The sequence below is a fragment of the Streptomyces marispadix genome (assembly GCF_022524345.1).
Lineage (GTDB): Bacteria > Actinomycetota > Actinomycetes > Streptomycetales > Streptomycetaceae > Streptomyces > Streptomyces marispadix.
Window position 1 is genome coordinate 3,394,874 of sequence record NZ_JAKWJU010000002.1, and the last position, 12,159, is coordinate 3,407,032.

The window sequence follows — 12,159 nt, forward strand, 5'->3', positions numbered from 1 at the left end:
TTGGCTGGCAAGGGAGTTGGCATGCAGGATCCCTCCAGTAGCGTCGGCGCCTCGGGACGCTCCCGCCGCGTTTGACCTCTCCGTAGAGTTGCCAGACTTTCCGTAGAGCAGTCGGCGAGTGGGACGGCTGTTGCGAGCGATGGCCTGGCACCTGGCAGAAGAAGACAAGATCTCTGGCAGTTCTGACCGCCACTAAGGAGCCCCATGCCAACCCTCGCCATCGTCGGTGCCGGCCCGCAGTTGGGGGCGGCAATCGCACGAGTCTTCGGCTCCCACGGCTACCGGATCGCATTGATCTCCCGCAACCAGGAGCGGTTGGACAACCTTGCGGGGGTCCTAAGCGAAGACAGTCTGGACGTTGGTTGCTTCGCTGCTGACGTCCGGGACAACCGGGCCTTGTCCGGCGCGTTGCTTGAAGCGGAGAGGCACTTCGGCAGCATCGACGTGCTCGAGTACAGTCCGCTGCCCGCATCCGACTACTTGCAGCCGATCCTTGAGACGACGCTTGAGCAGGCACAAGCCGCGTTCGAGTTCAGTGTCCTTGGCCCCATGACAGCCGTAGAGACCGTGCTGCCTGGCATGCGCGAGCGTGGAACTGGGTCTCTGCTATTCACCAGCGGTGGTTCATCACTGGTGCCAAACGGAGCTGTCGCAGGTACTAGCATCGCGATGGCCGGGGAGGCCGCATATCTAGCCATGCTTCATGAAGCACTCGCCCCGGAGATTCAGGTATCGCACCTCGTGGTTCCGGTCAAGATCGGTCCTGGGGAAGCCCTGGGTGATCCAACCGCACTAGCCGAACGGCTATGGCAGTTGCACGTGACTCGAGACCGATTCCGAGTCGTGGTGGGTAAGTAGTTCGCCACCTCATCACTGACGCAGTGGGGCCCGTGGCGCTGCGGGTCGAACTCCTGATCTCTTCTCAACCTGAACAGGGGCTGCTGATTGGAAGCATTTCTACGGTCTTCGTGACTCGTCCGCCCGTCTGTCCCGGGACGGCACTCTGCCCAATTTGCCCGCGGGCATGGATCGGCGTGATCGAGATTCTGACAGTGGGGTGCCGGTCGCCAGCCGTGCTCTTATCACCGCGATGTCGTTCTGTTGCGGCACCCACCGGACGCCGAGCACAGCCGACAACATGACGTTGGTTGCCACCTACGCAGTACGCCGAGGAAATGACACGTCCGTGAGATTGATCTTGCCCGACACGTCGTGAGACAGGTCAAGAACCTGCAGGTCATCCAAGATCAACATGTCACGCGAGCTGAGACCCTACACGGGGAGACCCGCGCCGCAGAGCGTGAGGTCGGCGGGTTCACCGGATCTCTATGCTGACTTGCATGGAGCGGGAGTTGGAGATTCCGTTGGCCGGTGGCCGGATCACCCAGGGCGTTGTCCGGGTCGGGGACACGGTGCGGCGTCCGGTCGGGGCGCATTCGCCGTTCGTTCATCGGCTGTTGCGGCATCTGGAGAAGGCCGGCTCCGACGTGGCGCCCAGGCTGCTCGGGATCGATGCCAAGGGCCGGGAGATCCTCAGCTTCCAGCATGGTGAGGCGTTGACGGACTTCCGGTCCCGTGACTGGTCGGCGGCTCAAGTGGCCGCTGCGGCACGGCTGTTGCGTCGGCTGCACGACGCGACTGCCGGGACGCCGATCGCGGGTGGTGTGAGACGGTGTGCCACACAACGACTTCTCCCCGCTCAACGTCGCCTTCGTCGACGGACTTCCGGTCTCCGCCTTCGACTTCGACCAGGCCGCTCCCGGACCCCGCAGGCGCGACCTCGCCTATGCGTCCTGGCTGTGGCTGCTCGGTGCCGACATCGCCGCGCCGCTCGGCCGGCAGTTGGCGCTGTTGCGTACCTTTCTCGACGCGTACGGGTTGGGGGAGGAGCAGCGGCGGGGGTTCGGTGGCCGCATCGTGGCACGCGTCGAGGACGAGCGTGACTTTCATGCACGTGCCGGACGCGTGGCGGGTCCCGGGTCCTGGCTGGACTGCGAGATCGCGTGGCTCGGCAAGTACGCCGACGACATCGACCGGGGCGTTGTCGAGGGCGTCGCGGGACGGCCGTCGTAGGCGCTGCGGTCGGCGGGGTGTCCGGCACCGGCCACCGAACTGATCGCGCAGACAATCGAGCAGACCGCCATGCGGTGGTCTCGAACCGGTTGCAGGCGCGGTTGCGGGTGGACCGGCTCGAAGGCGGTTCTCAAATCGCGTCGGTGGAACTGCACTTGAGCGAGGACGGCCGGGTCAGCCGGTCAGCGTGAGGGCCAGGGCTGCGACGGCCGGGAGGGCCTGGACGTAGAGGATGCGGCGGCTCACCGTGAGCGCGCCGTAGAGGCCCGCGACGATCACGCAGCTCAGGAAGAAGATCTGCGCCTGGTGGCCGGTGGGCTGCGCTGCGAGCAGGCTCCAGACGAGGCCGGCGGCGAGGAAGCCGTTGTAGAGGCCCTGGTTGGCTGCGAGCGGTGCCGAGGCTTCGGCGAACTCGGGCGTCGTACCGAAGACGGCCCGGCCGCGCGGTGTGCGCCACAGGAACATCTCGAGTATCAGGAAGCCCACGTGGAGGAGTGCGACGAGTGCGGTGATCACGAGGGCGGCGGTGTGTGCGGCGTTCACGAAGTCCCCTGGGAGAGCGGTCAGTTGGTGGGTTGGATTTTCCGACCCACCTGGTCGTGAGGACCGTAACACGAGGGTTTGGTTTTCAAACCACGGGGCTGGTTGGATCGGGTCATGGCTAGGAGGAAGGTCGACCCACGGGAGTGCTCGCTGGCCTCGGCGCTGAACGTCGTGGGTGAGAAGTGGTCGCTGCTGGCCGTGCGCGAGGTGTTCTACGGCGTGCACCGCTTCGACGGCATCGTCCGGAACACCGGGGCGCCCCGCGACGTACTCGCCGCGCGGCTGCGCACCCTCGTCGACGGCGGGGTGCTGCGGCGGGTCCGCTACTCGGAGCGCCCGCCGCGCGACGAGTACCACCTGACGCAGGCCGGCCGGGAACTCGCCCCCGCGCTGCTGGGCCTCATGCGCTGGGGCATGCGCTGGGTGCCCGGCGCCCCCGAGGGGCCGACGGTCTTCACGCACGAATGCGGCGGCCCGCTGGACGCCGGGATCGTCTGCGCCGCCTGCGGAGAGGAGGCCGGGGCCGCCGACCTCTCGGTCCCGGACAACGGCCCTACGGCGAACGGCACTTGAGCGCCGCCGGGTCCGATGCTGCGCCGGGTCTGATGCGGCGGGGCGGCCCCGGCCGGGGTCATCCCAGCGCGCGCAGCTTCGAGCCGTGATTCCACGCCTCCAGCAGACCGCGGTGCACGGCCGTCACCTCGTGCCGGGCGGCCATCAGCAGCGCGTCCCTGGTGAAGGGCGCCGTCGCCACGAGCAGTGCCACGTCCGCCTTGTATTCCAGCCGGGCCATGCCGATGAATCCCTGTACGTCGGCGCTGGTGATGCTGGAGGACGGCGTACGTGCCTTGCACTGCACGATGAGGCGGCGGCCGTCGGCGGTGTAGCCGATGATGTCGGCGCCCGCGTCGCCGTGCCCGCCGGTGACGGTGACCTGATCGCAGCCGTCGCGGCGGCACAGCCAGGCGACGTGGCGCTCGAACTCCCGCCCGTTCATGGCGTCCAGGGCTCCCATCGAACCCGACGCCTCCTGTTCCCGCAGAACACGCCGTAGCTGGATCATCTCCGTCTCGTGCTCGGAGAGGCGGCGGCGCAGCTCGCGCTGGGAGTCGATCGCCCCGTTGAGCAGCGGAACGACGGTGCGGCCGACGACATCGCGGACGGTCTCCTCCGCGACCTGCCGTACATGCGGATCGTCCGCGGGGCGTGACCCATCGGGCCGCCGCCGCTCTTGCTCCTTCCGCTCCTCCCGCTCCTGGGCGACTCTTCGCGCGATGCGCTCGTCGAGCCATGAGAGGAGGCCGTGAAGGAAGAACTCGTCCTTATGGGCCGCCGGTTCACGGGGATGCGGCGGGGGTGGTGCGGGTGCGCCGTGGGTGGCTCGGTCGCGGTGTTCGGCGTCGAGCAGATACGTACGGACCCGGCGGGCGACGTCGCTGTCGCGCAGCAGCATCGCGACGTTGAGCACGGTGCGGCGGGTGAAGAGAGCGAGGTTGGAACGGGGCTGTGGATAACTTTCGGGAAAGGGAGACAGGATGTCTCTCTTGAACAACTCCAGCTCAGAGCCCCGGAGCGTTCGCATGCCGTTCTCGGTCAGCTCCTCGCGGTGCCGCTGCATGAGCCTGTTGACGGTGCGCTCGGCGACCTCGAAGTAGTCCGCGACCATCCGCGTGGTCACATGCAGGCCGTCGGACAGCAGCGTGAGCGCCTTCACCTTCTCCAGTGCTTCGGTCCGTTCGGCGACGGCCGCGCGCAACGTCTGCGATTCGAGCAGTGCGCCTTCGTGCACCATGCGATGCCCCTCCCCATCGGGCGTACCCGGACACAGGTGGGCATCCCTGCCGATCCCACCCCTGGCATGGCCAACGAGGCGCTGAATGGGAAGACACGCTCGAAATACGGGCGTTTTTGCGATTCGGGTCGAACGGGCCGCAGGGCACGGCGGGTTGCCCGCCTGGTCGCCCGACGGTCGCGGGCAGGTGCTCAGAGCTGCATCTTGAAGCCCAGGTGGGACGCCTCGAATCCGAGGCGTTCGTAGAAGCGGTGGGCCTCGATGCGCGTGGCGTCGGAGGTGAGTTGTACGAGTGCGCAGCCCTGGCTGCGGGCCTCCTCGATTGCCCAAAGGATCAGCTTGGTGCCGAGGCCGCCGCCTCGGGCCTCGGAGTGGACCCTTACGGCTTCGATCAGGGCGCGGGTCGAACCGCGTCTGGACAGGCCGGGGATGAGGGTGAGCTGGAGGGTGCCGACGGGCAGGCCGTCGCGTTCGGCGACGACGAGGATCTGGTTGGGGTCGGCGTCGATGCGCTCGAACGCCTCGCGGTAGACGGCCTGTTCGTCGGGGCTCTCGCGCTGGGCGCCGAGCGGGTCGTCGGCGAGCATGGAGACGAGTGCCGGTACGTCGTCGGCGGTCGCGCGCCGCATGGTGGTCGATGCCGCTGCGTCCGGCGTCTCCGTCTCCGTCTTCGGTGCCGCCGGGGAGGCCGGTGCTGGGGGCGGCGGCTGTGACGGTGTCGGCGGCGGGTGCGGTGTCCCGGTGCTCATGATCGCAGCTTACGCCCCGGTATTGGCCAGAGGTTGGGCTCGGTTGGAATGTGCGTGAGCGCACGGGTGTGCGGGGAGTGGGGCGTTGATGCCGGTTGTCGGGCGGCGGTCGGTGTCACCTCGCGGAGGACGGGGCGCGGGCGATTCCGTTTCGCCGTCCGCCCGGTTTGATGTGCTGTGTCGTACGGCGAAAATGTGCGCCCCGTACCCCGGACCGGTCCGGCCGCGCTGCCCGGTCGTCGTCACCGGCGCAGTACCGTGATCACGCTCCCGGTGTCACGCCGTCGGCTCCAGTGCGCGTACGGCCCGGACGAGAGGCGCCAGTTCGGTGCGTTCCGCTGCCTCGTCGAGGGCTTCGCGGAGGGCGGCGTCGTTGGTGGGGCGGGCGGCTTCGAGGAGTGCGTGGCCTGCCTCGGTGACGTCGGTGTAGATGCCCCGGCGGTCGTCGGGGCAGAGGTAGCGGGTGAGGAGGCCGCGTTCTTCGAGGCGGTTGACGAGCCTGGTGGTGGCGCTCTGGCTGAGGACGACGGCGTCGGCGAGCTGGTTCATGCGGAAGTGGCCGCCCTCGCCCGGGTGTTGCCCGCTGAGGACGTCGAGTACGGAGAACTCCCGGACGCTCAGGCCGTGTTCGGCCTGTAGCGCGCGCTCGATGCGGGCCTCGATGCGGCCGTGCAGGGCGGACAGTGCGCACCAGCCCTGGGCGAGGCCGGGGTCCGGTCGTGTCATTGCTCGCTGCTTCCTCTCGTGTACGCGTCTTGTACGGGCGTCGTACCGGTTTGTACGGGCCTGTACGAGCGTCGGGTGTGGGCGCGTGGCGGCTGGCTCGCGCCCTGCTGTCGTTCGCACCGCCGGATCGGGGGTCCCCGGCCGGGTTCCAGGCTAGTCCACCAGCGCAATAGCCCGCGTTTGCAAGTAAAGCGCGTCTGCAATTATTGTCTGCGCCTGTTGATGACGTACGCATGTAAGTAGGGAAAGGCTCACCATGCCGCTCGCACTGCTGGCGCTGGCTGTCGGCGCCTTCGGGATCGGGACCACGGAGTTCGTGATCATGGGGCTGTTGCCCGAGGTCGCGGGCGACTTCGCAGTCTCCGTGCCCACCGCCGGCTATCTCACCACCGGCTACGCCCTCGGAGTCGTGGCCGGAGCGCCGCTGCTCGCCGTTCTCGGTACGCGCGTTCCGCGCAAGCGGATGCTGATGCTGCTGATGGGCCTGTTCATCGTGGGCAATCTGGTCTCCGCCACGGCGCCCGTGTTCGGCGTGATGCTGGCCGGACGCGTCATCGCCTCGCTCACTCACGGGGCGTTCTTCGGCATCGGATCGATCGTCGCCGCGGGGCTGGTGGCGCCGCAGCGAAAGGCAGCCGCGATCTCGATGATGTTCACGGGGCTGACGGTCGCGAACGTCGTCGGCGTACCGGCGGGCACCATGCTCGGCCAGGAACTGGGCTGGCGGGCGACGTTCGGGGCGGTGACGGCGCTCGGAGTGCTCGGGCTCGTGGGCATCGCGGCCCTCGTACCGGCCGAGCGGGCCGGAGGCCCGGACGCGCCGGGTCCCGGCCAGGAGGATGCAGCGGAGGGGGCGGCGAGGAGCGGAGCCCGTGGCTCCCGCGTCCGTGACGAGGTGGCGGCGTTCCGCGACGTGCAGGTGCTGCTCGCCATGGCGATGACGGTCCTCGGGTTCGGCGGCGTCTTCGCTGCCATCACCTATGTCGCCCCGATGATGACCGGTGCGGCCGGCTATGCGCCCTCGTCCGTGACCTGGCTGCTCGTGCTCTTCGGCCTCGGCATGGTCGCGGGGAACCTCGTCGGCGGGCGCCTCGCGGACCGCGCGCTGATGCCGCTGCTGTTCACGGCGCTCGCCGCGCTCGCGCTGGTGCTGGCGCTGTTCGTGTTCACGGCTTACGACAAGGTGGCCGCGGCGGTGACCCTGCCGCTGGTCGGGGCCTTCGGCTTCGCCACGGTGCCCCCGCTCCAGAAGCGCGTGCTCGACAAGACCGCCGACGCCCCGACCCTCGCCTCCGCCGTCAATATCGGCGCGTTCAACCTCGGCAACGCGCTCGCCGCCTGGCTCGGCGGCCTCGTACTGGACGCGAACGCCGGGCCCACTTCGCCGAACTGGGTGGGCGCTCTGCTCGCGGCGACGGCGCTGGCGCTGGCGGTGGTGTCGGCGCTGCTCGAACGGCGCGAGAAGACGGCGGCATCGCCGAACTCCCGTCCTCCGGGCTCCCGTTCCCCCGGCTCCGCCCCTTCCCATGTCGTCACGGCGAGCGGCGGGAGCCCGTCAACCGGCGTGCGAGCGGCTGCCGTTCGGGCCGGTCAGCCGGTCGCGGGGGAATGAGACCGCGGCTGTCCTTCGGCCGGACCCTCCCCGTCCGTGCTGTCGGCGACCGGCCGTACCGACGCCGCCGCGGCCTCTCCCATACGGGGGCCTCCGGCACGCGGCCTCCCCGAAGCCGCTTTGCCCGCAGCCGCCCTTCCCGTACGGGTGTCCCGCAGGCGGCGCCCGCGCCGCGTCAATCCCCACGGCTTGAGCACGGAGACCGCCGTAAGAAACGCGTAGAGGGAAAGGGATACGGCGGGCGGGAAGAGGAGGTCGGTGGACGGGACGGGATCGCCCGCCGCCACCAGCGTCGCCGCCTCGTCGGCGTCGGGCTTGAACGCGAAGACGGTCAGCCCGGTCGCGGCCAGCGTCAGCCAGAACTTCACCCAGACCCAGCGGTGCCGGGCCAGACCCCACTGCGTTCCCAGGGAGAGCACGAGTCCCGTGGTGAGGGAGAGCAGCGCGACGGGCAGCAGCAGCCAGTCGGCGAAGAGCGCCATCGCGGTGTACGCGGTGAGGGCGAGGTCGTCCGGTTCGAGGGCACCGGCGATCGCGAGCGTCAGCAGGCACAGCGAGATGCCGAGCCAGCCGACCGAGACGGTGACATGGGCTACGAGGAAGGCCCTTCTGGTGGGGCGCGGCAGGCGCGGTAGCTGAGACATGTTCCACACGGTGCCGGGGCAGGGCCGCTCATCGCGTCTTACGCGGGGAGTAGTTCGCGCTACTCGGCTACGAGTACAAGGCGGGCCAGGACGGAGCGGTGATCGCGTCCGGGAGCACCGTTCCAAGGCGGAGCGGTGATCGCGTCCGAGAGCAGCGCTCACCCCCGAAGGAGCCCTCCGGGCCGCACATTCCGCGCACTACGATCGAACCCATGGCCTCCTCGCTCACCGGCCCGTCCGGCCGCCGTCCGGCCAGGCTTCATCTCTTCGATCTCGACGGGACGTTGATTCACGGCTCTTCCGCAGCGGTGGAGATCTCGCATCAGCTCGGTCTGGACGAGGAGATCCGCGAACTCGAACTGGCCTTTTCGGCAGGGGGAATGACACCGCCGGATTTCGCGGCACGTGCGTGCGCGCTGTGGTCGGAGCTGACGGAGGAGCACATCACCGCCGCTTTCATGGGAGCCCCTTGGCTCGGGGGAATCCGTGAGGTGTGGGAGGAGATAAGGGAGCGGGGCGAGCGGTCCGCCGTCATTTCGCTCTCCCCGGATTTCTTCGTCAGCAGACTGCTTCTACAGGCGCCGCCTCCACGTCCCTCGCTCTGTCCGGACGCTTCACCCTCTTCGCGCTCCGGCACAGGTGAGGCGGCCGAGATCGGCGGCAAGAGGCCCCGCGCGGGCGGCAGTTCGAAATCGCGGCCGGGCACGGACGCGAACGCCGGCACGGACGTCGGCACGGACGTCGGCACGGACGGAAGTACGGGCGTAGGCACAGGCGCGGGTAAAGGTGCAGCCGAGGGCGGTCCAGGGCGAGGAGCCGATGCGACGTACGGCTCACGCTGGCCGTCGGTTCCTTTCCGTGAACTGCCCGATCCGGCGGGAATTCTCTCGGCCGAGGCGAAGGTGCGGATAGCGGACGAACTCTGCGTCAGATTCGGTGTTTCGAGAAGCGATTGCGTCGCTTACGGCGACTCGATGTCGGACGCGGCGCTCTTCGCCGCCGTGCCCGTTTCGGTGGCGGTGAACGCGGACGGTCACGTACGCGACCTCGCGTCCGCCGAGTACGAAGGGGAAGATCTTCGCGAGGCTTACGGACTTGTCCGCAAGAGTCCGTAAATTCCTGTCAGTGGTGCACGTCACGTATTTCGCCCCCTGCACGTACGGGACTTGTGTGGCGAAGTGATAACGGTATGGTCGAGTCCGCATCGAGCGCGGTACGGCAGACAATCCGCAGCCGGTGCCGGGGGGCCGCACCATCAGAACGACGTTCCGAATGCGTGACTGCGCGCAATGTTCGTAGGAGTTCGAGGCGAGGCAGACCATGACGACCACTTCGGCCGGTAACGGTCCGTCCGCGGGGGACGGCAGAGATGAGAACGACGGCGGATGGGGGTGGTTCACCCGCGCGCAGCTTACCACGGAGGCGGAGGCGGCCCGCGAGAGCGAATCGGGCGAGCCGACGCGACAGGCGGAGCGCACGGGAAGGACCGTGACGGCGGCGCAGGCCCAGTACGCGCAGCAGCCCCAGCACCCCCAGAACGACCGGCACCCCCAGGACCCCGGGCAGAACCAGCGGACACCGCACGCCCGCCAGGCCCCGCAGACCGGACAACCCGGCCAGGCAAGGCAGTCGGAGCCGACGGCACCGACGTCGGCACCGACCGCGGGACCTGAGAACCCTGCCGGATGGAGAGCCACGGCCGATGCCGTCGGCGACACCCACGTAAGGCCGTTGGGCCCCGTCGTCACCGGCGCGGGCGGCGGCCGTGCGGGCTGGGCGGAGACGCCCGAGGAGGCGGCGATACCGGTGCCCGCACCGCCGGGCTCCGACGCGGACGCTCCAGCGGGCCCGGTCGGCCGGGACGCCCCGGACGGTACGGACGCGGGCGACCCCGATGTGAACGCCCCGCACCCCGGCGCCCCGTACTCCGGCAGTCCGTACGCGGACGGCCCGAAGCCCAACAGCCCTTACCCCGGCGGCCCTTACGCCCCCGGTGCCGGGCCCTCCGGTTCCAGCCCCGCCGGTTCCAGTCCCCCTGGTTCCAGTCCTCCCGGTCCGTACGGCGGTGATCCCGCGCCGGAGGGCGGGCAGCAGGGCGGGCAGCGTGGAAGGCCGACTCCGGGCGCCTGGCCGGGCGGCGGCCCCGAGACGCCTCGTGAACATCCCGCACCGTCGTCTCCGTACGGCCGTACCGAGCCCGGGAGCCGGACGGCGGCCGGGCGGCACGCACCGGGCGAGCCTCAGGCAGGCCATCGGCCCCCGCCGCAGGCGCCACCCATGCCGCAGACGCCTCCCCCGGTCGCGCCCCAGCCGCAGCAACAGCCGCCGCAGCCACCGGGCGGTGCCCAGCCCCCGGCCAGCCCTCAGCCACAGGCCAGTCCTCAGCCACAGGCCGGCCCTCAGCCGCAGGCCGGTCCCCAGCCTCCGAGTGGACCTCTCTACGACGAGGCACTCGCGGGGGTCGCCGCGCCGGTCTCCGAAGTCGAGTCGCGCGACGCGACGTTGATCCGCCGCACGCTGGACGAGGTCGAGCCGAAGGCGGACGCGGCCACCGCGTACTTCTACGCGCTGCTCTTCGTACAGCAGCCCCAGTTGCGCGACCTCTTCCCGGCCTCGATGGACGCCCAACGCGACCGGCTCTTCAGGGCGTTGCTCACCGCGGTCCGGCTCTCCGACGAAGTGGAGGCGCTCTCCGAGTACTTGGCGGGGCTGGGCCGCGGCCACCGCAAGTACGGCACGCTTCCCGAGCACTATCCCGCCGTCGGCGAGTGCCTGCTGGGCGCGCTCGCCCAGTACGCGCCGCAGAGCTGGGACCAGGAGACCGAGGACGCGTGGGTGCGTGCGTACACGTCGATCTCGCAGGCGATGATCGACGCGGCGGCAGAGGATGCGCAGCGGGCTCCGGCCTGGTGGAACGCCGAGGTCGTCTCGCACGAGTTGCGCACGTCGGAGATAGCGGTGATAACCCTGCGGCCCGACCAGCCGTACCCCTTCCTCGCGGGCCAGTACACGAGCGTCGAGACGCCGTGGTGGCCCCGGGTGTGGCGGCACTACTCCTTCGCCTCCTCCCCGCGCTCCGACGGTCTGATCACCTTCCATGTGAAGGCGGTTCCCACCGGGTGGGTCTCCAGCGCGCTGGTGCACCGGGCCCGGCCCGGCGACGTGCTGCGGCTGGGACCGCCGTCCGGCAGCATGACCGTCGACCACGCGACCGACAGCGGACTGCTCTGCGTCGGCGGCGGCACGGGGATAGCCCCGATACGCGCGCTCGTGGAGGATGTCGCGGAGCACGGCCGTGGCCGGCCCGTCGAGGTCTTCTACGGAGCGCGCAGCGACCACGATCTCTACGACCTGGACTCGATGATGCGGCTGGAGCAGAGGCACCGCTGGCTGTCCGTGCGTCCCGTGGTCGCGACACCGCCGGGCTCGGCGTTCGCGAACGCCCTTCCCGGCCAACTCCCCGACGCCGTACGGCAGTACGGCCCATGGTCCGAGTACGACGGCTATCTCTCGGGGCCGCCCGGCATGATCCGCAGCGGTGTGGACGCGCTGGTGGCCTCGGGTGTTCCGGCCGAGCGAATACGTCACGACTCGCTGACGGAACTGATCGCCGGCGGTGCGCGGGCCTCCGATTGACCTGCCGCCGGGGCCTCCGGCGGACGCTCTCGGCAGCGTGACGGGAACGTCAGGCCCGTCGCAACGTGACGAGGGCGGCAGACGCGAACACAACAGAACCGGGAGCCGGGCCCTGCGGAGTCCGGGACCCGAGAGCGGCGAGCGAACCAGCAACGACGAAGCACGCGACGACGGCGTCATCGACGGAGCGTCGACAGCAGATCGAGGAACGACGAGCAAGAGCACGTGAAGCAACAACAGCACGTGAACAGCAAGAGCGCGTGAAGCAGCACAAGTTCATGAACCGGCGCCGGTGCCCGAACCGTTACGAGTACGCGGACCAGCGCGGGTACGCGAAAGAGCACGAAATCGTGATCCGGCACGCGAGCGTCAGCACGAGCGCGA

The 12,159-nt window shown here is 69.6% G+C and carries 10 protein-coding genes and 2 pseudogenes; 7 read left to right on the top strand and 5 right to left on the bottom strand.

Annotation, left to right across the window (positions count from 1 at the left end; translation table 11 throughout):
• The first annotated feature begins 204 nt into the window (after positions 1-204).
• Both MMA15_RS14120 and MMA15_RS14125 read left to right on the top strand, forming a co-directional pair.
• Positions 205-858, top strand: coding sequence for an SDR family NAD(P)-dependent oxidoreductase (locus MMA15_RS14120; protein ID WP_241059968.1), 654 nt, complete (start codon positions 205-207; stop codon positions 856-858).
• 816 nt (positions 859-1,674) lie between these two features.
• On the top strand, positions 1,675-2,073 hold the full coding sequence (locus MMA15_RS14125; protein WP_241059970.1) for a hypothetical protein: 399 nt from the start codon (positions 1,675-1,677) through the stop codon (positions 2,071-2,073).
• Positions 2,074-2,247: 174 nt separating this feature from the next.
• Here MMA15_RS14125 and MMA15_RS14130 read toward each other — a convergent pair whose 3' ends face one another.
• A complete protein-coding gene (locus MMA15_RS14130) occupies positions 2,248-2,616 on the bottom strand; it encodes a DUF1304 domain-containing protein (RefSeq protein ID WP_241059972.1) in 369 nt (122 codons plus the stop codon).
• A 114-nt stretch (positions 2,617-2,730) separates the two neighbouring features.
• Here MMA15_RS14130 and MMA15_RS14135 point away from each other — a divergent pair, with 114 nt between their 5' ends.
• A complete protein-coding gene (locus MMA15_RS14135; protein ID WP_241059974.1) occupies positions 2,731-3,189 on the top strand; it encodes a winged helix-turn-helix transcriptional regulator in 459 nt (152 codons plus the stop codon).
• A 58-nt stretch (positions 3,190-3,247) separates the two neighbouring features.
• Here the strand turns inward: MMA15_RS14135 and MMA15_RS14140 are convergent, their stop codons facing one another.
• The 3 genes from MMA15_RS14140 to MMA15_RS14150 all read right to left on the bottom strand — a co-directional run bounded on the left by MMA15_RS14140 (position 3,248) and on the right by MMA15_RS14150 (position 5,883).
• Positions 3,248-4,408, bottom strand: a complete 1,161-nt coding sequence (locus tag MMA15_RS14140) for a restriction endonuclease (protein WP_241059976.1) — start codon at positions 4,406-4,408, stop codon at positions 3,248-3,250.
• A gap of 191 nt (positions 4,409-4,599) precedes the next feature.
• Positions 4,600-5,037 carry a GNAT family N-acetyltransferase gene (locus MMA15_RS14145; RefSeq protein WP_241063185.1) on the bottom strand — a complete coding sequence of 146 codons (438 nt, stop codon included), beginning with the start codon at positions 5,035-5,037 and terminating at the stop codon, positions 4,600-4,602.
• Positions 5,038-5,433: 396 nt separating this feature from the next.
• On the bottom strand, positions 5,434-5,883 hold the full coding sequence (locus MMA15_RS14150) for a MarR family winged helix-turn-helix transcriptional regulator (protein WP_241059978.1): 450 nt from the start codon (positions 5,881-5,883) through the stop codon (positions 5,434-5,436).
• A 256-nt stretch (positions 5,884-6,139) separates the two neighbouring features.
• Here MMA15_RS14150 and MMA15_RS14155 point away from each other — a divergent pair, with 256 nt between their 5' ends.
• Complete coding sequence (locus MMA15_RS14155; RefSeq protein ID WP_241059980.1) at positions 6,140-7,495, top strand: MFS transporter; 1,356 nt, start codon at positions 6,140-6,142, stop codon at positions 7,493-7,495.
• Here MMA15_RS14155 and MMA15_RS14160 read toward each other — a convergent pair.
• Positions 7,474-8,139, bottom strand: coding sequence for a DUF2269 domain-containing protein (locus MMA15_RS14160; protein ID WP_308290541.1), 666 nt, complete (start codon positions 8,137-8,139; stop codon positions 7,474-7,476). The two genes, MMA15_RS14155 and MMA15_RS14160, sit on opposite strands and share 22 nt — an antisense overlap.
• Before the next feature lie 212 nt (positions 8,140-8,351).
• Between MMA15_RS14160 and MMA15_RS14165 the strand changes: the two are divergent.
• The 3 genes and pseudogenes from MMA15_RS14165 to MMA15_RS28475 all read left to right on the top strand — a co-directional run.
• Positions 8,352-8,711: pseudogene (locus MMA15_RS14165) on the top strand (HAD family hydrolase); the annotation flags it as partial.
• A gap of 240 nt (positions 8,712-8,951) precedes the next feature.
• A pseudogene (locus MMA15_RS14170) lies at positions 8,952-9,254 on the top strand (HAD hydrolase family protein); the annotation flags it as partial.
• 205 nt (positions 9,255-9,459) lie between these two features.
• Positions 9,460-11,775: a globin domain-containing protein gene (locus MMA15_RS28475; protein ID WP_372498238.1), complete on the top strand. Its 2,316-nt coding sequence runs from the start codon at positions 9,460-9,462 to the stop codon at positions 11,773-11,775.
• Positions 11,776-12,159 lie beyond the last annotated feature (384 nt).

What these genes read in the sequence shown, in the direction of transcription:
- MMA15_RS14120 (WP_241059968.1), top strand. Translation starts at nt 205, where the DNA reads ATGCCAACCCTCGCCATCGTCGGTGCCGGCCCGCAGTTGGGGGCGGCA.
- MMA15_RS14135 (WP_241059974.1), top strand. Translation starts at nt 2,731, where the DNA reads ATGGCTAGGAGGAAGGTCGACCCACGGGAGTGCTCGCTGGCCTCGGCG.
- MMA15_RS14140 (WP_241059976.1), bottom strand. Translation starts at nt 4,408, where the DNA reads ATGGTGCACGAAGGCGCACTGCTCGAATCGCAGACGTTGCGCGCGGCC.
- MMA15_RS14145 (WP_241063185.1), bottom strand. Translation starts at nt 5,037, where the DNA reads ATGCGGCGCGCGACCGCCGACGACGTACCGGCACTCGTCTCCATGCTC.
- MMA15_RS14150 (WP_241059978.1), bottom strand. Translation starts at nt 5,883, where the DNA reads ATGACACGACCGGACCCCGGCCTCGCCCAGGGCTGGTGCGCACTGTCC.
- MMA15_RS14155 (WP_241059980.1), top strand. Translation starts at nt 6,140, where the DNA reads ATGCCGCTCGCACTGCTGGCGCTGGCTGTCGGCGCCTTCGGGATCGGG.
- MMA15_RS14160 (WP_308290541.1), bottom strand. Translation starts at nt 8,139, where the DNA reads ATGTCTCAGCTACCGCGCCTGCCGCGCCCCACCAGAAGGGCCTTCCTC.
- MMA15_RS28475 (WP_372498238.1), top strand. Translation starts at nt 9,460, where the DNA reads ATGACGACCACTTCGGCCGGTAACGGTCCGTCCGCGGGGGACGGCAGA.